General features: G+C 70.0%; 18 protein-coding genes. 5 read left to right on the top strand and 13 right to left on the bottom strand.

Features of this window, described 5'->3' with window-relative positions; translation table 11 throughout:
• Nucleotides 1–363 precede the first annotated feature (363 nt).
• Nucleotides 364–678: a hypothetical protein gene (locus H295_RS0139570; RefSeq protein WP_020140900.1), complete on the bottom strand. Its 315-nt coding sequence runs from the start codon at nt 676–678 to the stop codon at nt 364–366.
• 343 nt (nt 679–1,021) lie between these two features.
• Between H295_RS0139570 and H295_RS0139565 the strand changes: the two genes are divergently transcribed.
• Nucleotides 1,022–1,549, top strand: a complete 528-nt coding sequence (locus tag H295_RS0139565; RefSeq protein WP_020140899.1) for a universal stress protein — start codon at nt 1,022–1,024, stop codon at nt 1,547–1,549.
• 220 nt (nt 1,550–1,769) lie between these two features.
• Here the strand turns inward: H295_RS0139565 and glmS are convergent, their stop codons facing one another.
• A complete protein-coding gene (gene glmS, locus H295_RS0139560; RefSeq protein WP_020140898.1) occupies nt 1,770–3,587 on the bottom strand; it encodes a glutamine--fructose-6-phosphate transaminase (isomerizing) in 1,818 nt (605 codons plus the stop codon).
• Nucleotides 3,588–3,601: 14 nt separating this feature from the next.
• Nucleotides 3,602–3,859: a hypothetical protein gene (locus H295_RS0139555; protein WP_020140897.1), complete on the bottom strand. Its 258-nt coding sequence runs from the start codon at nt 3,857–3,859 to the stop codon at nt 3,602–3,604.
• Between the two features lie 165 nt (nt 3,860–4,024).
• Between H295_RS0139555 and H295_RS0139550 the strand changes: the two genes are divergently transcribed.
• Nucleotides 4,025–5,587: a purple acid phosphatase family protein gene (locus H295_RS0139550; RefSeq protein ID WP_020140896.1), complete on the top strand. Its 1,563-nt coding sequence runs from the start codon at nt 4,025–4,027 to the stop codon at nt 5,585–5,587.
• 67 nt (nt 5,588–5,654) lie between these two features.
• Here the strand turns inward: H295_RS0139550 and H295_RS0139545 are convergent, their stop codons facing one another.
• From H295_RS0139545 to H295_RS0139500, 10 genes are all read right to left on the bottom strand, one after another.
• Nucleotides 5,655–7,427: an IucA/IucC family protein gene (locus H295_RS0139545; protein ID WP_020140895.1), complete on the bottom strand. Its 1,773-nt coding sequence runs from the start codon at nt 7,425–7,427 to the stop codon at nt 5,655–5,657.
• Nucleotides 7,424–7,969, bottom strand: coding sequence for a GNAT family N-acetyltransferase (locus tag H295_RS0139540; protein ID WP_020140894.1), 546 nt, complete (start codon nt 7,967–7,969; stop codon nt 7,424–7,426). Before H295_RS0139540 ends, H295_RS0139545 begins: the two co-directional genes overlap by 4 nt.
• Entirely contained in the window at nt 7,966–9,243 is a 1,278-nt protein-coding gene (locus H295_RS0139535; RefSeq protein WP_020140893.1) for a lysine N(6)-hydroxylase/L-ornithine N(5)-oxygenase family protein, read from the bottom strand. Before H295_RS0139535 ends, H295_RS0139540 begins: the two co-directional genes overlap by 4 nt.
• Nucleotides 9,227–10,669, bottom strand: a complete 1,443-nt coding sequence (gene desA, locus H295_RS0139530) for a lysine decarboxylase DesA (RefSeq protein WP_020140892.1) — start codon at nt 10,667–10,669, stop codon at nt 9,227–9,229. Before desA ends, H295_RS0139535 begins: the two co-directional genes overlap by 17 nt.
• A gap of 142 nt (nt 10,670–10,811) precedes the next feature.
• On the bottom strand, nt 10,812–11,621 hold the full coding sequence (locus tag H295_RS0139525) for a siderophore-interacting protein (RefSeq protein WP_020140891.1): 810 nt from the start codon (nt 11,619–11,621) through the stop codon (nt 10,812–10,814).
• 34 nt (nt 11,622–11,655) lie between these two features.
• Nucleotides 11,656–12,702: an ABC transporter substrate-binding protein gene (locus tag H295_RS0139520; protein ID WP_020140890.1), complete on the bottom strand. Its 1,047-nt coding sequence runs from the start codon at nt 12,700–12,702 to the stop codon at nt 11,656–11,658.
• A 123-nt stretch (nt 12,703–12,825) separates the two neighbouring features.
• Nucleotides 12,826–13,986: an acyl-CoA dehydrogenase family protein gene (locus H295_RS0139515; protein WP_020140889.1), complete on the bottom strand. Its 1,161-nt coding sequence runs from the start codon at nt 13,984–13,986 to the stop codon at nt 12,826–12,828.
• 6 nt (nt 13,987–13,992) lie between these two features.
• Nucleotides 13,993–14,913 (bottom strand): hydroxymethylglutaryl-CoA lyase, encoded by a 921-nt coding sequence (locus H295_RS0139510; RefSeq protein WP_020140888.1) that lies wholly within the window; start codon nt 14,911–14,913, stop codon nt 13,993–13,995.
• Nucleotides 14,910–16,826 carry an acetyl/propionyl/methylcrotonyl-CoA carboxylase subunit alpha gene (locus H295_RS0139505; RefSeq protein WP_028810173.1) on the bottom strand — a complete coding sequence of 639 codons (1,917 nt, stop codon included), beginning with the start codon at nt 16,824–16,826 and terminating at the stop codon, nt 14,910–14,912. The genes H295_RS0139510 and H295_RS0139505 overlap by 4 nt, the downstream gene beginning before the upstream one ends.
• Nucleotides 16,827–16,832: 6 nt before the next feature.
• Nucleotides 16,833–18,464, bottom strand: coding sequence for a carboxyl transferase domain-containing protein (locus H295_RS0139500; protein ID WP_020140886.1), 1,632 nt, complete (start codon nt 18,462–18,464; stop codon nt 16,833–16,835).
• A gap of 97 nt (nt 18,465–18,561) precedes the next feature.
• On the opposite strand from H295_RS0139500, the gene H295_RS0139495 reads away from it, so the two are divergent.
• From H295_RS0139495 to H295_RS0139485, 3 genes are all read left to right on the top strand, one after another.
• Nucleotides 18,562–19,155, top strand: a complete 594-nt coding sequence (locus H295_RS0139495; protein WP_020140885.1) for a TetR/AcrR family transcriptional regulator — start codon at nt 18,562–18,564, stop codon at nt 19,153–19,155.
• 106 nt (nt 19,156–19,261) lie between these two features.
• Nucleotides 19,262–20,419: an acyl-CoA dehydrogenase family protein gene (locus H295_RS0139490; protein WP_028810172.1), complete on the top strand. Its 1,158-nt coding sequence runs from the start codon at nt 19,262–19,264 to the stop codon at nt 20,417–20,419.
• A 34-nt stretch (nt 20,420–20,453) separates the two neighbouring features.
• Nucleotides 20,454–21,320: an acyl-CoA thioesterase gene (locus tag H295_RS0139485; protein WP_020140883.1), complete on the top strand. Its 867-nt coding sequence runs from the start codon at nt 20,454–20,456 to the stop codon at nt 21,318–21,320.
• Nucleotides 21,321–21,677 lie beyond the last annotated feature (357 nt).

The following is a 21,677-nucleotide window of genomic DNA, read 5'->3' as shown; positions in this document are numbered from 1 at the left end:
CGCGGCGCCCCTAACTTGTCGGGCATGTCGCTCCAGCACGTTTCCCCTCGGTCCGGCACGAGTCCCCCGCCGTAAGACGTCAAGATCGAATCTACTGTGTCCCGTGGTGCCGGGGTGACCAGTTCGTCATCCGGCACATTGTCGACTTGGCAACTTGGCGTAAAGCATTCGATCACGAAGCGTTGCACTCACGGGCCGTGCAGGGAAGTGCGCCTTGTGGCGGTGGCTAATCCACGTAGGGTGCGCGGGGCCCCCGAGACCCTATTCGTGCAGGTGGAACGGGGGTTGGAGGGTGGTGGAGGCACAGGACACGCCCAACGTGGAAGTTGGCTGAAAAGAATCGTCCCGGTGCATGGAAACCGGTCAGCCGACCGGTGTGCTTCCGCCGGTGTGACGACCGCCTCGGTGGGCCCCGGCGCCACTCCGGTGCCGGCGGCCGCGCTGCGGCACCTCTTCCTCCGCGTGCAGGCGGGCCGCGCCGCGCTCCGACTGGCGCAGGAGGATACGGCAGACGGCCGTCACGGCGGCGAGACCGAGCGCGGTGCCGGCGGCTCCGGCGAGCGAGGTGCCGTACCAGAGCAGCACCACGGGGACGAGGGCGCAGCTGAAGACCGCCCAGCGGACCACGTCCGTGCTGGAGTCCCTGGAGTCCTCGGAAGGCGGTCGGTGTCCGGTCATCGCATGCTCCCTGTGGCGTCTCCCCGTGGCGTGGCTCACGGGTTCAACGCGTGTTCGACCCGTCGGTCACTGTGTCGAGGGGCCGTCCGGGGGTCCGGTCCGGGGCGGGCGGGTGACCGGCGCTTGAATCCTGTGCAAACCGCCTGTACAGCGCAGCAACCATTGCGTTACGGGCGCCCCCTCGTGCATGCTCCCTGGAACCCCACAGCGCGAGGGCGGGATCTGGGCTAAGGATGCGTGGCGCCGTACCCTTGGGGGTATGGGCCGGGAAAGACGATTCCCGGACACAGCTCCGCCGCACAGGCCGTCCCTCCCGAACAAGGATCACAACGCCGAGACAGCCATGGCCGGTCACGAATTCTCCGAACCAGCGGACCGCAAGCGGCCCGTCGCCGATCCCACGGCGGCCGAGCCCCTGGCGGCCGAAGAGCCACGCCACGCCTGCGACCCCGCCTTCAAGCACGGCGTCGTCGTCGGGTTCGACGGCTCCACATCGAGCGAGCGCGCCCTCGCGTACGCCATCGGCATGGCCCATCGCTCCGGCTCGGGCCTGATCATCGTGCACGTCGCCAACCGGCTGCCCACCACCGTGTGGGCCGGCTGCGAGCCACCGGTCTTCGTCGATGTGCCGGACCACCGCACCGAGGTGCTCGGCCTGGAGCTCGCCTGCGCGGACTATCTGGCCGAGGTGCCCTGGATCCTGGTCGAGCGCGGCGGCGACATCTGCCATGAACTCGAGGAGGTCGGGCGGGAGTACGAGGCGGACGCGATCGTCGTCGGTTCCACCCACGGCATCGTCGGGCGCATCTTCGGCTCCGTCGCCGGGCGGCTCGCCAAGCGGGCGAAGCGGCCCGTCATCGTCATTCCGTAACGCCCGGCCCTCCCTGGTGAGATGGGTGAATTCACCGGCGCGCAGAGGTGTTTGTGCCTTTGTGAAGGGCATATAGCCGTCATGGGCTGCCGGCCGGGGCGTGACGGTCACCGGCCAAGTGGCAGTCGGCGCCGGGGTATTGGGCGGCCCCGGCGCGACCGAACGGACCCCCCGTGCGCGGTGGCATCACGAGGGGTCCGTCCCTGTGCGGGGCGAGCGCCTACTCGACCGTCACCGACTTCGCCAGGTTGCGCGGCTTGTCGATGTCCCGGCCCAGGGCCAACGCCGTGTGGTAGGCGAGGAGTTGGAGCGGGATGCCCATCAGGATCGGGTCCAGCTCGTCCTCGTTCTTCGGCACGACGATCGTCTCGTCGGCCTTTTCCTGGTGCTGGTGGGCCACCGCCAGGATCCGGCCGCTGCGGGCCTTGATCTCCTCCAGGGCGGCCCGGTTCTTCTCCAGCAGGTCGTCGTCGGGGACGATCGCGACCGTGGGGAGCGCGGGCTCGATCAGGGCCAGCGGGCCGTGCTTGAGTTCCGACGCCGGGTAGGCCTCGGCGTGGATGTAGGAGACCTCCTTGAGCTTCAGGGAGGCCTCGCGGGCCACCGGGTAGCCCCGGACGCGGCCGATGAAGAGCATCGAGCGGGCCTCGGCGTACTGCTCGGCCAGCTTCTTGATGTGCTCCTCCTGCTCCAGCATCTCGGTGATCTGCGCGGGCAGCTTGCGCAGGCCCTCGATGATCCGCTTGCCGTCGCGGACGGAGAGGTCGCGGGTGCGGCCCAGGTGCAGGGCGAGCAGCGCGAAGGCCACCGTGGTGTTGGTGAAGCACTTGGTGGAGACCACGCAGACCTCCGGGCCCGCGTGCACGTACACGCCGCCGTCGGCCTCGCGGGCGATCGCCGAGCCGACCACGTTCACCACGCCGAGGACCCGAGCGCCCTTGCGCTTCAGCTCCTGGACGGCCGCGAGGACGTCGTAGGTCTCGCCGGACTGGGAGACCGCGATGTAGAGGGTGTCGGGGTCGACGACCGCGTTGCGGTAACGGAACTCCGAGGCGGGTTCGGCGTCCGCGGGGATGCGGGCCAGCTCCTCGATCATCTGGGCGCCGATCATGCCGGCGTGGTACGAGGTGCCGCAGCCGAGGATCTTCACCCGGCGGATCTGGCGGGCCTCGCGGGCGTCCAGGTTGAGGCCGCCGAGGTGCACGGTGGAGAAGCGGTCGTCGATGCGGCCGCGCAGCACGCGGTCCACGGCGTCGGCCTGCTCGTGGATCTCCTTGTGCATGTACGTGTCGTGGCCGCCCATGTCGTAGGAGGCGGCCTCCCACTCGACGGTGGTGGGCTCGGCCGTCGTACGGGTGCCCTCGGTGGTGTAGGTGCGGAAGTCGTCGGCCTTGAGGGTGGCCATCTCGCCGTCGTCCAGCGTCACTATCTGCCGGGTGTGGGCGACCAGTGCGGCGATGTCCGAGGCGACGAACATCTCCTTCTCGCCGATGCCGAGGACGACCGGGGAGCCGTTGCGGGCCACCACGATGCGGTCGGAGAAGTCGGCGTGCATCACCGCGATGCCGTAGGTGCCCTCGATCACCCGCAGGGTGTCGCGGACCTTGTCCTCCAGCTTCTCGGCCTGGGAGCGCGCGATGAGGTGGACGAGGACCTCGGTGTCGGTCTCGGAGAGGAACTCGACGCCGTCCGCCTCCAGCTTGCGGCGCAGGTCGGAGGCGTTGTCGATGATGCCGTTGTGGACCACGGCGACCTTGAGGTCGGCCGACATGTGCGGGTGGGCGTTCACGTCGGAGGGGGCGCCGTGGGTGGCCCAGCGGGTGTGGGCGATGCCGGTGGTGCCCTTGAAGCGGGCCGGGACCTTGGCCTCCAGGTCACGCACCCGGCCCTTGGCCTTGACCATCTTCAGGCCCGCCGTCTTCGGCGAGGTGACGACGATGCCCGCCGAGTCGTACCCGCGGTACTCCAGGCGCTGCAATCCCTCCAGGAGGAGGGGGGCGACGTCACGCTTGCCGATGTAACCGACGATTCCGCACATATAGCTTGTGTCCCCTAGCCGTAGACCATGCGGCGCAGCTGCCTCAGTGTCAGCTCCGGCGGCGCCACCGCTCGATATTTCAGGTCCGCCTCGATCCGTCCGAAGATCTCCGCGTTCACCAGGCCCTGGGCCTGGAGTTCGCGGTGGCGGCGACGGACGTACTCCTCGGTCGTCTCGTCGAAGAACGCGAGCACGTCCTGGATCACCCGCTGTGCCTCGCCCCGGCTGAGGGGCGTGGACCGCGTCAGATGATCAACAAGTTCGTCGTGCACCCGGTAGATCCTGGGGGACCGGGAGCCGTTTCGCAAGAATCCTGCCCGATATCGGGCAGGCTGCTGTTGATGTTCTTATGAACGTCTGTTCGCAAGCTATCCATCCTCCGTCCCACACCCCGTTGCCCGCGGAGACGAGTTTCAGACGCCATGGACATTCCTCGCATGGGAGTACCGGACCAGCTCGCCGAGCGCATGAGCATGGCCGAACAGCACGAGTACCTGCGCGCCAGATTCTCCCGGCGCACCATGATCAGGGGCGGCGCCGTCACCCTGGGCGCCGTCACCGGTGGCGCGTTCGTGCCGGGCGCCGTCGCCCAGGCCGCCACGCCCACCCGGACCTTCGCCTCCGCCGCGACGGTCGACGGCTCCCTGGTCGCCCCCTTCGGGCGGCACCTCGCCTACGGCGCCGACGCCCGCACCGAGATGACGATCTCGTGGCAGGTCCCGGTCGCGGTCAGGAAGCCCTTCGTCCGCATCGGCGCCCACCCCTGGGACCTCTCCCGCAAGATCGAGGCCGAGGTGCGCACCCTCTACACCCCGGCCGGTGTCGGCGCCAGCGGCGACCACACCCAGTACTACGTCCACGCCAGGCTGAGTCACCTCAAGCCGGGCCGGACCTACTACTACGGTGTCGGCCACCAGGGCTTCGACCCGGCCGAGGCGCACCTGGCGGGCACCCTGGGCACCTTCACCACCGCGCCCGCGCACAAGAAGCCGTTCACCTTCACGGCCTTCGGCGACCAGGGCGTCAGCTACCACGGCCTCGCCAACGACAGCCTGATCCTCGGCCAGAACCCGGCCTTCCACCTGCACGCCGGCGACATCGCCTACGCCGACCCGGCCGGCCAGGGCAAGTCCGCCGACACCGGCTTCGACTCGCGGGTGTGGGACCAGTTCCTCGCCCAGACCGAGTCGGTCGCCAAGTCCGTTCCGTGGATGGTCAGTTTCGGCAACCACGACATGGAGGCCTGGTACTCGCCCAACGGCTACGGCGGCGAGGAGGCCCGCTTCACGCTCCCCGACAACGGGCCGGACAAGAAGCACCTGCCGGGCGTCTACTCCTTCGTCCACGGCAACACCGCGATCATCTCGCTGGACCCGAACGACGTCTCCTTCGAGATCCCGGCCAACCTCGGCATCTCCGGCGGCACCCAGACCACATGGTTCGAGGCGCAGCTGAAGAAGTACCGGGCGGCCAAGGACATCGACTTCATCGTGGTGTTCTTCCACCACTGCGCGTACTGCACCTCCACCGCGCACGCCTCGGAGGGGGGCGTGCGCCAGGAGTGGGTGCCGTTGTTCGATAAGTACACGGTGGACCTGGTCATCAACGGCCACAACCACCAGTACGAGCGCACCGACGTCATCAAGGGCGACAAGGTCGTCAAGAAGCTCCCGATCGGCGAGACCGCGTACCCCGAGACCGAGGGCGTCGTCTACGTCACGGCGGGCGCGGCCGGCCGCAGCCTGTACGCGTTCACCGCGCCGGACTCCTACGAGGGGCACCTGAACGAGGTCGACTCGGTCGCCTCCTTCATCAACACCAAGGACGGCAAGGTCAACGAGACCGTCGCCTGGTCCCGGGTGCGCTACCTCGACTACTCCTTCCTGCGCGTGGACGTGGAGCCCGCCCCGCGCGGCCACTACGCGAAGCTGAGGGTGTCGGGCATCGCCGAGACCGGCGACCGCATCGACCACTTCACGGTGGCGCGCAAGGCGAAGTAGCCCGGCGGGCCGGGCCGGGTGCGCAGACCTGGCCTGGCCCGTCACCGCGAGCAACCCCGGCGCGGTCCTACCGGCCCGCGAGGGGGTTGGTCAGGGTGCCTACCAGTTGCAGGGCGCCCGAGGGGTCCGCCAGGTCGACCATCTGCTTGTTGTTGCGCAGCTGGAGCCGGTTGAGGCAGGACAGGGCGAACTCGGGCGCGAACATGTCGTACTGCCGGAACCTGTCGGCCAGTTCGGGCACCGAGTGCTGGTAGTCGCGGGTGACCTCGGCGACCGTCCGCCAGAAGTCGTCCTCCTCCAGGATCCCCTCGGTGGCGAGGTTCGCGGCGAGGAAGCGGAAGAAGCAGTCGAAGACGTCCGTGAAGATCGACAGCAGCTTCTTGTCGTCCGGGACCTCGACCCGCAGCCGCTCGACCGCGGGCGGCAGCACCGCCTCCGGGTCCATGACGGCGATCTCCTCGGCGATGTCCTTGTAGACCGCCCGCTCGATCACGCCGTCCCTCAGGACCAGGATGACGTTCTCGCCGTGCGGCATGAACACCAGGTCGTAGGCGTAGAAACTGTGCAGGAGCGGGGTGTAGTAGGCGCGCAGGTAGCGGCGCAGCCAGTCGGTCGGGGTGAGGCCGGACCGCTCGATGAGCGCGCCCGCGAAGGACCGGCCCTCGTGGTCGACGTGGACCAGGGAGGCCATGGTGGCGAGCGACTCGCCGTCCTGGAGGGACGGCACCGGGCTCTCCCGCCACAGCGCGGCCAGCATCTTGCGGTACGGCGAGTAGCGGTCCGTGGCGGCCTCGTACTCCAGGTGCCGGTAGCCCACCGCGGCCCGCTCGCGGATGATCGACAGACCGGTGGACTTGAGCACCGGATCGCCCTCGATGAGCTGGGCGAGCCAGTCGTTGATGGCCGGGGTCGCCTCCATGTACGCGGCCGAGAGTCCGCGCATGAAGCCCATGTTGAGGACGGACAGGGCCGTCTTCACGTAGTGCTTCTCGGGGTGCGACCGGTTGAAGAAGGTCCGGATGGACTGCTGGGCCAGGTACTCGTCGTCGCCCTCGCCCAGGCACACCAGGAGGTCACGGGCGACCTCGGCGGCGAAGGTGACGGCGAGCTTGTTCCACCACTGCCAGGGGTGGACCGGGATGAGCAGGTAGTCGGCCGGGTCGAGCTCCTTGGCGCGCAGGACGCCGTGGAAGCGCTCGACGGTCTCCTCGCCCAGCTCCTCGCGTACGAAGGACTCGTACGTGATGCCGACGCCGGCCGTGAACGCGGCGCGGGAGCGGTGGGCGGCGAGCCAGACCAGACGGACCGGGCTCGCGGTCTCGGGGGCGTACGAGAGGTACTCGTGGACGCCGAAGCCGAGCCGGCCGTTGTTGGCGACGAAGCAGGGGTGGCCCTCGGTCATGCCGGTCTCGATGTCCTGGAAGCCGGCCGTCACCAACTCGGCGACCGGGACCTGCGGCTTGGTGAGCTTGTAGCAGGTGCCGGAGAGGGTGGAGGAGATCTCCTCCAGGTAGACCGGCAGGATCTCGTCGCTCAGGCCGAGGGTGTCCTTCAGCTCGATGAAGAAGTCCAGGGCCGCGAGGGGGAGTCCGGTGCCGTCGCGGTGCCGGGTGATCGAGTCGGCGTCGACCTGCCAGTGGTCGAGGGAACGGCGGACCGCGGTGAAGTCGTAGCGGGTCTTGCCGTCGTCGCTGCGGACGACGTACTGGTCCTTGTCGGTCTCCTCGGGCTCGATCAGCCGCTCGTGCGCGAACTCGGCGAGGGCCTTGCGGATCAGCAGTCGGTTGGCGGTGTCCCAGCGTTCGGGGGAGAGGTGGGCGACGGCGTCGGTGAGGCTCACGCGGTCACCCCCGTCGCGGCCAGGAACTGATCCCGGGTGCAGAAGCTCAACAGGGCCTTCTTCTCCGGCTTCTGGATCTCACGCTCGGGCACGAACCCGACCGCCTCGTTCAGGGCGTGGACGGCCTTGTTGGAGACATCGGGTTCCACGACGACCCGCTGGACGGCCGGGTCCTCGAAGAGGTGGGCCATGACGGCGGTGATGACGGACCGGGTGAAGCCGTGGACGGGCGTGTCGGTGGCCGGGGTGAGGAAGTGCATGCCGATGTCACCGGGCCGCGGCTCGTACAGGCCGACCAGCTCGCGGTGGGCGGGGTCGTACTTCTCCATCAGGAAGGCGGGCTCGCCGTCCTTGTCGAGGCCGAGCAGCGCGTGGTGGTGCTCGTCGGCCGCGATGTCCATGTAGGCGCGCTCGACATCCTCCAGTGTCGCGTCCTGCATCATCCAGAACGCGGCCTTGGGATGCGTGACCCACCCGTGCAGCAGCTCGGCGTCCTTGAGCGGGTCGAGCGGGCGGAAGGTGAAGGTGTGGGGGGTGGTCATACGGAGAACTCCTGGAACGCGATCGTCTTCTCGACCGGGTAGTACTCGGTGCCGAGCAGCTCACGGATGATGCAGCTGTTGCGGTAGGCACCCATGCCCAGGTCGGGGCTGGTGATGCTGTGGGTGTGGACTCCGGCGTTCTGGAGGAAGACGCCTCTGCCCGTCACGTCGATCGCGTAGGTGCGGGAGACGTCGAAGTTGCCCTGGGAGTCGTACACCAGGCGGTCTCTGACCGGGGCGAGGAACTCCGGTTCGGCGTACTTGTAGCCGGTGGCGAGGACCAGGCCCTGCGTCTCGATCTCGAAGTCCTTCTCCTGCTCCTCCTGGCGGAAGCCGAGCGTGTACGTGCCGTTCTCGTGACGGGCGCTGCGCAGCGAGGAGTTGGTGAGGAGACGGGTGGGCACCGGGCCGCCGAGGTTCTTCTGGTAGAGCAGGTCGAAGATCTCGTTGATCAGGTCGCCGTCGATGCCCTTGAACAGGCCCTTCTGCTCGGCGGTGAGCCGGTAGCGGGTGGCCTCGGGCAGCTCGCGGTAGTAGTCGATGTACTCCGGGGAGGTCATCTCCAGCGTGAGCTTGGTGTATTCGAGGGGGAAGAAGCGCGGGGAGCGGGTGACCCAGTTCAGCCGGTACCCGTGCACGTCGATCTCGGAGAGCAGGTCGTGGTAGATCTCCGCCGCGGACTGCCCGGAGCCGACGATCGTGATCGACTCCTTCCGCTGGAGCTCCGCCTTGTGCTGCATGTAGCGGGAGTTGTGGAAGAAGTCGCCGCCCAGACCGCGCACGGCCTCCGGGTGGTGCGGGGAGGTGCCGGTGCCGAGGACCAGGTGGCGGGCGCGGAACTCGGCACCGGTGTCGGTGCGTACGACGTACACCTCGTCCTCGTACGTCACCTCGGTGACCGTCGTGCCGAAGCGGACGTTGCTCAGCTTGTTCGCGGCCCAGCGGCAGTAGTCGTCGTACTCCACCCGCAGCGGGTAGAAGTTCTCGCGGATGTAGAACGAGTACAGCCGCCCTTTCTCCTTCAGGTAGTTGAGGAAGGAGTACGGCGAGGTCGGGTCGGCGAGGGTGACCAGGTCCGACATGAACGGGGTCTGGAGGTGGGCGCCGTCCAGGAACATGCCGGCGTGCCACTCGAAGTCGGGCTTCGACTCCAGGAGGATCCCGTCGAGTTCGTCGATGGGCTCGGTGAGACAGGCGAGGCCGAGGTTGAACGGGCCGAGCCCGATCCCCACGAAGTCGTAGGTCTTGGTCGGGACTTCAGGACGCGCGGTCAAGGGACTCTCCCAGGTACTGCTCGGCGTGGCCGGCGATCAGGTCGAGGACGGCGGACATGTCCTCGACCGTCGTCTCGGGGTTGAGCAGGGTGAACTTCAGGTAGTGGCGGCCGCCCACCTTGGTGCCCGCGACCACCGCGTCACCGGAGGCGAACAGGGCCTTGCGGGCGTACAGGTTGGCGCGGTCGATCTCGGCGGGGTCGGTGACCGCGGCCGGGATGTAGCGGAAGACGAGGGTGGAGAGGCTGGGCTCGACCACGACGTCGAAGCGAGGGTCGGCGGCGAGCAGCTTCCAGCCCTCGGCGGCCAGGTCGCAGACCTCGTCGAAGAGCTCTCCGATGCCGTCGGCGCCCATCACGCGCAGGGTCATCCACAGCTTGAGGGCGTCGAAGCGGCGGGTGGTCTGGAGGGACTTGTCCACCTGGTTGGGGATTCGTTCCTGCACCATGCGGCGCGGGTTCAGGTACTCGGCGTGGTAGGTGGCGTGCCGCAGCGTGGCCGCGTCGCGCACCAGCACGGCGGACGAACTCACCGGCTGGAAGAAGGACTTGTGGTAGTCGACGGTGACGGAGTCGGCGCGCTCGATGCCGTCGATGCGGTCCCGGTACTTCAGGGAGGCCAGCAGTCCGCAGCCGTAGGCCGCGTCGACGTGCATCCAGGCGCCGTACTGCTCGCACAGTCCGGCGATCTCGGGCAGCGGGTCGATGGAGCCGAAGTCGGTGGTGCCGGCGGTGGCGACGACGGCCATCGGGACGAGGCCCTCCCGCTCGCAGCGCTCCAGCTCGCGGGCGAGCGCGACCGTCTGCATCCGCTTGTCGGCGCCCACGGGGACGGAGACGACCGAATCGGCGCCCAGGCCGAGGAGTTTGGCGGACTTCTTCACGCTGAAGTGGCTGACCTCGGAGGCGAAGATCCGCAGGTCGGCCAGGTTGTCGGTCTTGGCCTCCTCGCGGGCCAGCAGCAGGGCCTGGAGGTTGGACTGGGTGCCGCCCGAGGTGAACACGCCGTCGGCGACCGGGCCCAGACCGATGCGTGCGGTCGTCCAGTCGATCAGCTTGCGCTCGATGAGGGTGCCGCCGGCGGACTGGTCCCAGGTGTCCAGGGAGGAGTTGACGGCGGAGAGGACCGCCTCGCCGAGCACGGCCGGGATGACGACCGGGCAGTTGAGGTGGGCGAGGTAGCGGGGGTGGTGGAAGTAGACCGCGTCCCGGAGGTAGACGTCCTCCAGCTCGTCGAGCACCGCCGTGGTGTCCAGCAGGGGCTTGTCGAGGTCGATCTCGTCGATGCGGGGGGAGAGGGCGTCGACGCCGACGCCGGTGAACGGCTTGGTGGTGGTGGCGAGTTTGGCCGCCACCCGCTCGATTCCTTCGGTCACGGAGCGGCGGTACGTCTCCGCGGTCGTGTCATTGAGCAGGTGCGAGCGCATGCTGGGGTCCTCCGGTGGGGACGATCCGTGCGGGACGGGGCAGGAGCGGGGTGGTGATCCCGGCTTCAACTTAGGTAAGCCTAACCTAACTAAACAGGAGGGAAACCCGCCCCTGCCGTGACCGCCGTCACGTCCACGGCGGTCATTCGGCCGCGCGCAGCTGCTCCTCGGTCATGCCGAGCCGCCAGTACCCCACGAACGTCACCCGGCGCCGGTCGACCCCGCGCTCGCGCACGAAGTGCCGCCGCAGCTCCTTCACGCACCCGGACTCCCCGGCGATCCAGGCGTAGGGATGCGTGGCGGGCGGAAGTTGGGTCTCCCGGATGACGTCGAGCGCACTCTCTCCGACGAGCCAGGTGATCTCGGCGTCCGCGTCGGTCGCCAGATCCTGGATGTCCCCGGCGTCGTGCACCTCCAGCCAGACCCGGGCCCGCTGTCCGGCGGGCAGCGCCTCGAGGATCGCGGAGACGGCGGGCAGCGCCGTCTCGTCGCCCCACAGCAGCACGAGATCGGTGTCGGCGGGCGGACGGAACCGGATGGCCCGGTTGTCGGCGATCGCGGGCCCGAGCAACTGGACCCTGTCACCGGCGGAGGCACGTGCGGCCCACCGGGACGCGGGCCCGGCGGGCTCGTGCAGCACGAAGTCGAGGTCGATCTCGTCGGGTTCGCGGCGGAGAGCTCGCAGGGTGTACGACCGCATCACCGCCCGCACGTCATCGGGCTGCTCCCGCCAGGCCTGCCACCACCCGTCCCCGAGCTCGACGGGAACCCCGGGCTCGGTCCGCCCCTCGGCGGGGAGGAAGAGCGACAGGGACTGGTCGTGCCCGTGCGAGTGGAACGCGCCGAGGTCGTCTCCGGTGAAGGTGACGCGGACCGAGGACGGCCCGAGCCGCCTCGTCCGTACCACCTGGAGTGAGAAGAAACGGAACGGGGCGGCTACGGCCGTGGTCATACAGAGCTCCTGAGGTTCAGGAAGACGGAAGGGGTTAACTGACCTTCTTCGCGGTCTCGATCGCCTTCGCCAGGTTCTCCACCATCGCCACGCACTTGTCGTACGACGGAATCGGCTCGGGAGAACGCGAGATGACCTGCCCCGCCTTCACGGCGGGCAGCTTCTTCCAGGTCGCCTCGGTGATGTCGGCCGGCTGGATCGTCGCCGTACGGTCGTCCATCATGATGATGTCCGCCGGGTACTTGTCGACGTTCTCCCAGCTCAGCGACTCGTACCAGCCACCGGAAGCCTTCAGTACGGACGCCGACGGCTCCACGAAGTTCACCCCGAGCGCCTTGAAGTACTCGAGGTCGACGGAGAGGTTGGAGCCGGAGACGTAGAAGACGTCCTGTGCGGCGGACCCGGCGAGCACCTTGATGTCGGGGTGGGCCTTGGCGGCCGCCCGCAGTCGCTCCGACGCCGCTTCGAACCGCTTCTTCGCGTCGGTGACCTTGGCCGCCGTCATGTCCGCGCCGAGGGACTCGGCCAGCTCCCACACCTTCTGGAGCGGCGCGGTGAGCTGACGGTCGTACACGGAGATGCCGACGCTCGGCGCGAGCTTCGCGATCTTGGAGGCGGAGGCGGCCGGGACGTACCAGAGCGTGCCCGCGCTGTCGAACATGGTGGTGATGAGGACCTCGGGCGCGAAGGCCGCGTACTGCTCGACGTTGAACTGGTCCCAGACGTTGCCGAAGACCGTCAGCTTGCTGACGTCCATGTCGCCGGCCTGGACATCGGCCTTGCCGTCCTTGGTCTTGGTGGGACCGAAGACGCCCTTGACCTCGATGCCGTAGTCGTAGAGCGCGGCCGCGACCCCGGTGAAGGCGACGATCTTCGTGGGGACCTTGTCCAGCTTCACGGTGGTGCCGCGGTCGTCCTTGAAGGACCAGGGGCCGGACTTGGCGGCCGTGGTCCCCTTGTCGCTGCCCGTCGCGCTGGAGTCGTCGTCTCCGCAGGCTGCGAGCACGGCGCCGAGGCCGAGGGCGCCACCCGCGGCGAGGATGCCACGGCGGGTGAGGTGGGCGACTCTTGCGTGGGACATGTGTGGCTGCTTTCGAACGGGGCGAAGCGCCCGCCGGACAAGTTCCAAGGTAGGTTAGCCTAACCTCATCAATTGTCCAGAGGGTGGGTGCGCCGCCCCGTCCGGGCCGAGGGTGCCCTCGGCCTAACCGGCCAGCCCCAACTCCCTTGCGATCAGCATCCGCTGGACCTCGCTCGTGCCCTCGCCGATCTCCAGGATCTTGGAGTCGCGCCACATCCGGGCCACCGGGTACTCGTTCATGAAGCCGTAGCCGCCGTGGATCTGGGTGGCGTCCCGGGCGTTGTCCACGGCGACCGTGGAGGAGTACAGCTTGGCGAGGGCCGCCTCCTTCTTGAAGGGCTCGCCGGCCACCAGCCGCGAGGCCGCGTCGCGCCAGGCGAGCCGGGCCGTGTGGGCCTTCATCTCCATGTCGGCGATCTTGAACTGGATGGCCTGGTTGGCGCCGATGGGCCTCCCGAACGCCTCCCGCTCCTTCGCGTACTTCACCGACTCGTCCACACAGCCCTGGGCGAGCCCGGTCCCGAGCGCCGCGATGGCGATCCGGCCCTCGTCGAGGATCCGCAGGAACTGGGCGTAGCCGCGGCCCTGTTCGCCCAGCAGGTTCGCCGCCGGGACCCGGACGTCCGCGAAGGACAGCTCACGGGTGTCCGAGGCGTTCCAGCCGACCTTCGAGTACGGCGCCGCGACCGTGAAGCCGGGCGTGCCCGAGGGGACGATGATCGAGGAGATCAGCGGCTTGCCGTCGGGCTTGCGGCCGGTGACCGCGGTGACGGTCACCAACCCCGTGATGTCGGTGCCGGAGTTGGTGATGAAGCACTTGGTGCCGTTGATCACCCACTCGTCGGTGTCGGGGTCGAGGCGGGCCGTCGTCCGGGTCGCCCCGGCGTCGCTGCCGCCGTCCGGCTCGGTCAGGCCGAAGGCGCCCAGGATCTCCCCGGAGCACAGCCGGGGCAGCCACTCGCGCTTCTGCTCCTCGGTGCCGAACAGGTGCAGCGGCATGGCCCCCAGGGAGACGCCGGCCTCCAGGGTGATCGCCACCGACGAGTCCACGCGCGCGAGTTCCTCCAGCACGAGGCCGAGCGCCAGGTAGTCGCCGCCCATCCCGCCGTACTCCTCGGGGAACGGCAGCCCGAACAGGCCCATGCGGCCCATCTCGCGGACGATCTCGTACGGGAACTCGTGGTGCTCGTAGTACTCGCCGATCTTGGGCGCCACTACGTCATGGGCGAACTCCTCGACGGTACGGCGGAGTTCTTCCAGCTCGGGGGAGAGGCGGTGGTCCATCGGAGTTCACTCCTGGTGGGAGAGGGCGCGGACGGTGCGGGACGGGCTGGGTCGGCCCAGGTGTTCGGCCATCCAGGCGCTGGTGGCGACGAGACGGCCGAGGTCGACACCGGTGTCGATGCCGAGGCCTTGAAGCATCCACACGAGGTCCTCGGTGGCGAGGTTGCCGGTGGCGGACTTGGCGTAGGGGCAGCCGCCGAGGCCGCCCGCGGAGGCGTCCACGGTGGTGACGCCGTGCTGGAGGGCTGCGTAGGTGTTGGCGAGGGCCTGGCCGTAGGTGTCGTGGAAGTGCACGCCCACCTTCTCGACGGGGACGTCGAGTTCGGTCAGCAGCGCGCGGACATGGCCCGGGGTCGCCACCCCGATGGTGTCGCCGAGGCTCAGCTCGTCGCAGCCCATGTCGAGCAACGCGCGGCACACGCGCACGACCTGGGGGACCGGGACCGCGCCCTCCCAGGGGTCGCCGAAGCACATCGACAGGTAGCCGCGCACATGCACGCCCTCGGCCTTCGCCCGGCCGACGACCGGCTCGAACATGGCCAGCGCCTCGTCGACCGTGCGGTTGAGGTTGGCCTTGGCGAAGGACTCGGTGGCGCTGGCGAACACGGCGACGCGGGTCGCGCCCAGCGCGAGGGCGCGGTCCAGGCCGCGTTCGTTCGGCACCAGCACCGGCAGGTCCACCGACAGGTCGCTGATCTGCGGGAACAGCTGCTCGGCGTCGGCCAGTTGGGGCACCCACTTCGGGTGGACGAAGCTGGTCGCCTCGATCGTCGTCAGCCCGGCCTCGGCGAGGCGGCGCACGAACTCCGCCTTCACCTCGGTCGGCACGGTCGACTTCTCGTTCTGGAGGCCGTCGCGGGCGCCGACCTCGTGGATACGGACGCGGGCCGGGAGCCCCGGTTCGGGGACGGTCATGGGCAGGCTCACCGCGCCACCTCCTCGTGGGGTGCGATCACGGCCAGCACCTGGTCCATGGCGACCGTGGTGCCCGGCGTGACGTCCAGCTCGGCGACGGTGCCGGCGTGCGGGGCGGAGATGACGTGCTCCATCTTCATCGCCTCGACGACCAGCAGGCTCTGCCCCGCGGCCACCTCGTCCCCGACCGCCACCTTCACCACCGTCACCGTGCCGGGCATCGGCGCGGTGAGGGAGTCGGCGCCGGCGTGGGCGGCCCGGGTGAGGGACGCGGCCACCGGGTCGTGGTCCCGGACCTGCCAGGCGTCGCCGTCCCGGCCGATCCAGTCGGCGGCGCGGTGGAAGGTGTGCCGGACGCCGTCGAGGGTGACGGTGACCTGGTCGTCGGTGAGGGTGTGAGTGCCGCGCGGGACGTACTCGACCGGGTCCTGCACCCGCAGGTGGAAGCCGACGGGCCTCGAAGCGCCCCCCATCCGCCACCCGCTCGGCACCGAGAACGGGTCGGTCCAGCCCCCTTCACGAGGCCGCAGCGCGTCGAGCCGTACGGCCGCCGCCGCCTCGTACACCTCCTCCGGTACGTCCGTGCTGACCAGGTCGTCCACCACCCGCTCCACGAGCCCGGTGTCCAACTCGCCCTTCACCACGTCCGGATGGGCGAGGAGCCGCCGCAGGAACCCGGCGTTGGTCTGCACGCCCAGCGTCACCGTCTCCGCGAGGGCCGACCTGAGCTTCCTGAGCGCGGTCTCCCGGTCGGGGCCGTACGCGATGACCTTGGACAGCATCGGGTCGTACAGGCTGCCGACCTCCGTGCCCTCGCTGAGCCCGGAGTCGGTGCGCACACCGTCGCCCTGGGGCTCGCGCAGCTTGACCACCGTGCCCCCGGAGGGGAGGAAGCCGCGTGCCGGGTCCTCGGCGCAGATCCGGGCCTCGATCGCGTGGCCGGTCAGCCGGACGCCCTCCTGCCCGTACGGCAGCCGCTCGCCCGCCGCGACCCGCAGCTGCCACTCCACCAGGTCGAGGCCGGTGACCAGTTCGGTGACCGGGTGCTCCACCTGGAGGCGGGTGTTCATCTCCATGAAGTAGTACGAGGACGGGTCGTCGCCCGGCACGATGAACTCCACGGTGCCCGCGCCCCGGTAGCCGCAGGAGCGGGCCGCCTGGACCGCCGCCTCGCCCATGGACGCGCGCGTGGCCTCGTCCAGGAGGACGCTGGGCGCCTCCTCGACGATCTTCTGGTGGCGGCGCTGGAGGGAGCACTCGCGCTCGCCGAGGTGGATCACGTTGCCGTGGCCGTCGGCGAGGACCTGGATCTCGATGTGCCGGGGCCGGTCCACCCAGCGCTCCACGAGCAGGGTGTCGTCGCCGAAGGAGGAGCGGGCCTCGCGGCGGGCGGCGGCGATCTCCTCCTCCAGGACGGTGAGGTCCCGCACCAGCCGCATGCCCTTGCCGCCGCCGCCCGCGCTGGGCTTGAGGAGCACGGGGGCGCCCAACGCGCGGGCGGCCTCGGTGAGTTCGGGGTCGCGGCCGCCGGGGACGACCGGTACCCCGGCCGCCTGGACGGTCTCCTTGGCGCGGATCTTGTCGCCCATCAGCGCGATGGCGTCCGCGGGCGGGCCGATGAAGACCAGGCCCGCGTCGACGCACGCGCGCGCGAAGGCCGCGTTCTCCGCGAGGAAGCCGTAGCCGGGGTGGACGGCCTGGGCGCCGGTGCGGGCGGCCGCCTCCAGGAGCCGCTCCACGGACAGATAGCTCTCCGACGCCGGCGCCGGTCCCAGCCGTACGGCGGTGTCGGCCTCCCGGACGTGCCGGGCGTCGGCGTCCGCGTCGGAGAAGACGGCGACGGAGCGTACGCCCAGGGACCTGAGCGTGCGGATGACGCGGACCGCGATCTCGCCCCGGTTGGCGACAAGCACTGTGTCAAACATGGGTCCTCACATCCGGAAGACGCCGAACTGGGGGGCGTCGTAGTCCCTTTGGGAAAGTGGCGCGTTGGCGCATGCGGTCAGGGCCAGGCCGAGCACCTGACGGGTGTCGAGCGGGTCGATGACCCCGTCGTCCCAGAGGCGGGCGGTCGCGTAGTAGGCGTTGCCCTGGCGCTCGTACTGGGCGCGGATCGGGTCCTTGAAGGTCTCCTCGTCCTCGGCGGCCCAGGTCTCCCCGCGCCCCTCCAGCTGGTCCCGCTTCACGGTCGCGAGGACGGAGGCGGCCTGTTCGCCGCCCATGACGGAGATCTTGGCGTTGGGCCACATCCACAGGAAGCGGGGGGAGTAGGCCCGGCCGCACATGGAGTAGTTCCCGGCGCCGTAGGAGCCGCCGACGACCACGGTCAGCTTGGGCACGCGCGTGCAGGCGACCGCGGTCACCATCTTGGCGCCGTGCTTGGCGATGCCACCCGCCTCGTAGTCCTTGCCGACCATGAAGCCGGAGATGTTCTGGAGGAACAGCAGCGGGATGCCGCGCTGGTCGCACAGTTCGATGAAGTGGGCGCCCTTCTGGGCGGACTCGGAGAACAGGATGCCGTTGTTGCCGATGATCCCGACCGGGTGGCCGTGGATCCGGGCGAACCCGGTGACGAGGGTCTGCCCGAACTCGGCCTTGAACTCTGCGAACCGGGAGCCGTCGGTGATGCGGGCGATGATCTCGCGGACGTCGTAGGGGGTGCGGGAGTCCACCGGCACCGCGCCGTACAGGCCGTAGGGGTCGACCTTGGGCTCCACCGCGGGCTCGACGGACCAGGGCAGCGGCCCGCGCGCGGGGAGGGTCGCGGCGATGTTCCGCACGATCCGCAGGGCGTGGGCGTCGTCCTCGGCGAGGTGGTCGGTGACGCCGGACACGCGCGCGTGCACCTCGCCGCCGCCGAGCTCCTCCGCGGTGACGACCTCGCCTGTGGCGGCCTTCACGAGGGGAGGGCCGCCCAGGAAGATCGTGCCCTGGTTGCGGACGATGACGGCCTCGTCGCTCATGGCCGGGACGTAGGCGCCCCCGGCCGTGCACGAGCCGAGCACCGCGGCGATCTGCGGGATGCCCGCGCCGGACATCCGGGCCTGGTTGTAGAAGATCCGCCCGAAGTGCTCGCGGTCCGGGAAGACCTCGTCCTGCATGGGCAGGAAGGCGCCGCCGGAGTCCACCAGGTAGATGCAGGGGAGCCGGTTGTCGAGGGCGACCTCCTGGGCCCGCAGGTGCTTCTTCACCGTCATCGGGTAGTACGTGCCGCCCTTGACGGTGGCGTCGTTGGCGACGACCACGCACTCGCGCCCGCTCACCCGCCCGATCCCGGCGATGACCCCGGCGGCCGGGGCCTGTCCGTCGTACATCCCGTCGGCCGCGAGCGGGGCCAGCTCCAGGAACGGCGAGCCCGGGTCCAGCAGGGTGTCGACGCGGTCCCGGGGCAGCAGCTTGCCCCGCGCGGTGTGCCGCTCGCGCGCCCGCTCCCCGCCGCCCAGGGCGGCAGCGGCGAGCTTGCCGCGCAGCTCGTCCACGAGGGCCCGGTGGGCCTCCTCGTTGGCCTTCCAGGCCGCCGACGCGGGGTCTGCCGCGCTCGTCAGCTCCGGTGCCTGATCCATGTCCGGTGGTCCCCTCACCCAGTGATCGCCTGTTAATGAGCGTTAACCATTTCCTTTAGGTTAACGACCGCTAACCTCCCTGTCTAGAATTGCTCGCATGGCCACGAGAACCGACGCCCCCACCCGTCGCGAGCAGATCCTCAAGGAGGCCGCGCGGCTCTTCGCCGAGCGCGGGTTCCACGGTGTCGGCGTGGACGAGATAGGCGCCGCGGTCGGCATCAGCGGCCCCGGCCTCTACCGCCACTTCGCGGGCAAGGACGCGATGCTCGCCGAGCTGTTGGTGGGCATCAGCGGCCAGCTGCTGACCGGCGGCAAGCGGCGGGTCGCCGAGTCGGACGGCGGCGACCCCGAGGTGCTGCTCGACTCCCTGATCGAGGGCCACATCGACTTCGCGCTCGACGACCGCCCCCTGATCACCCTGCACGACCGTGAGCTGGACCGCCTGCGCGACAGCGACCGCAAGCTGGTCCGCCAGCTCCAGCGCCAGTACGTCGAGCTGTGGGTGGAGGTCCTGCGCGAGGTCTACCCCGGCCTCCTGGAGCCCGCGGCCCGCTCCGCCGTGCACTCCGTCTTCGGCCTCCTGAACTCCACCCCGCACCTGGGCCGCCCGGGTTCGCTCCCGGGCCGCGCGGCGACGGCCGCCCTGCTGCACCGGATGGCGCGCGGCGCCTTCGCGGCCGCCGGGGCGTGACGAGCGTTACGGGATCAGCTCTGGACGCCTCTTCGTACTCGCCGGTACCGTTGATCTGAGCAAGCGCTTAGACATGGACCCTTTGAGTCAGGTGGAGGTGGCGGCGGTGCGCCGTACGGTGTTCAACGAGGACCACGAGGCGTTCCGGGAGACCCTCCGCGCCTTCATCGAGGCCGAGGTCGTGCCCGTCTACGACGAGTGGTTCGCGGCCGGCCAGGCGCCCCGCGACTTCTACTACAAGCTCGCCGAGCTCGGCATCTTCGGCATCCGCGTGGACGAGGAGTACGGCGGCGCCGGCATCGACTCGTACAAGTTCGAGGCCGTGATGTACGAGGAGACCGCGCGCGCGGGCGTGCAGTTCGGCGGCTCCGGTGTGCACGTCCTGCTCGGCCTGCCGTACATCAAGATGCTCGCCACCGACGAGCAGAAGAAGCGCTTCCTGCCCAAGTTCGTCTCCGCCGAGGAGATGTGGGCCCTCGCGATGACCGAGCCGGGCACCGGCTCCGACCTCGCGGGCATGAAGACCACCGCCAAGCTCTCCGAGGACGGCACGCACTACGTCCTCAACGGCGCCAAGACCTTCATCACCGGTGGCGTGCACGCCGACCGGGTGATCGTCTGCGCCCGCACCTCCGCGCCGACCGCCGAGGACCGCCGCTTCGGCATCTCCCTGTTCGCCGTGGACACCAAGTCCGAGGGCTACTCCGTCGGCCGCAAGCTGGACAAGCTCGGCCTGAAGACGTCCGACACCGCCGAGCTGGCGTTCGTCGACGTCAAGGTGCCCGTCGAGGACCTCCTCGGCGAGGAGAACAAGGGCTTCTACTACCTCGGCCACAACCTCGCCTCCGAGCGCTGGGGCATCGCCTTCGGCGCCTACGCGCAGGCCAAGGCCGCGGTCCGGTTCGCCCAGCAGTACGTGACGGAGCGCACCGTCTTCGGCAAGCCGGTCGCGTCCTTCCAGAACACCAAGTTCGAGCTGGCCGCCTGCAAGGCCGAGGTCGACGCGGCCGAGGCCGTCGTGGACCGCGCCCTGGAGGCTCTCGACGCCGGTGAGCTGACCCCCGCCGAGGCCGCCAGCGCCAAGCTGTTCGCCACCGAGGTCGCCCACCGCGTCATCGACCGCTGCCTCCAGCTGCACGGCGGCTACGGCTTCATGAACGAGTACCCGATCGCCCGCCTGTACGCGGACAACCGCGTCAACCGCATCTACGGCGGCACCAGCGAGATCATGAAGTCGATCATCGCGAAGGACATGGGCCTGTAGTCGGCGCGGAATCAGCGACCGGTACAACAGCTCCATGAGCCAGGCACTTCAGGACCTCCTCGATCTGCTCGACCTCGAGCAGATCGAGGAGAACATCTTCCGCGGCGCCTCCCGCCCCGCCGTCGTCCCCCGGGTCTTCGGCGGGCAGGTCGCCGCCCAGGCGCTGGTCGCCGCCGGGCGCACGGTCCCCGAGGACCGGCTCGCCCACTCCCTGCACGCGTACTTCCTGCGCCCGGGCGATCCCGGCGCACCGATCGTCTACACCGTCGACCGCATGAACGACGGCCGGTCCTTCACCGCCCGCCGGGTCCTCGCGGTCCAGCACGGCCAGCCGATCTTCGCCCTCTCCGCGTCCTTCCAGCGGTACGAGGAGGGCTTCGAGCACCAGGCCGCCATGCCGGCCGCCCCCGACCCGGCCACGCTCCCCACCTCGCAGGAGCGGCTGCGCGGCTACGACCACCTGGACCCGGCGGTCGTGGAGCGGTTCCTGGAGGCCCGTGAGGCCATCGACCTGCGCTACGCCGAGGAGCCGCCGTACGGCAGGTTCGGCGAGCCGCGCGAACCGCACTCGCAGGTGTGGTTCCGCACCAACGGGAAGCTCGCCGACGACCCGCTTCTGCACGTCGTCCTCGCCACGTACGTCTCCGACATGACGCTCCTCGACTCGGTGCTCCTCGCGCACGGCCGCGGCGGCTGGGCCACCGGAGACGTCGTCGGTGCCTCGCTGGACCACGCGATGTGGTTCCACCGCCCCTTCCGGGCCGACGATTGGCTCCTGTACGACCAGGAGTCCCCGTCGGCCTCCGGCGGCCGCGGCCTCGGCCAGGCCCGCATCTGGACCCAGGACGGCCAGCTGGCCATCTCGGTGATCCAGGAGGGCGTGGTCCGGGCCCCGAGGTGACCCGGGGCCTGCCGCAGGCGGGCCTCGGCGGTCAGATGACCCGGGCCTGCCGCAGGCCGGCCTCGGCGCCCGGGTGACCCTGGTCTGGGGCAGAGTGGCCTCGGCGACCAGATGAGCCGGGTGAGCCGCAGCCGCCTCGGCCCCCAGCTGGCCGGGCCCTGTCGCAGGCCGCCTCGGCGGCCGGGTGACTCGGGGCCTGCCGCAGGCCGGCCTCGGTGCCCGGGTGAGCCGGGTCCACCGCAGTCGCCTCAGCGCCCAGGGACCCGAGCTTCCCGCAGCCGCCTCGCTGCCCAGGGACCCGAGCTTCCCGCGGCCGCCTCGTCGCCCAGGTGACGCATAACCGCCGCAGATCGCCTC

Origin of the sequence: Streptomyces sp. 351MFTsu5.1 (genome assembly GCF_000383655.1) — a bacterium.
In the GTDB taxonomy this organism is placed as follows: Bacteria; Actinomycetota; Actinomycetes; order Streptomycetales; family Streptomycetaceae; genus Streptomyces; species Streptomyces griseorubiginosus.
This window is presented reverse-complemented; position numbering and strand designations above follow the sequence as displayed.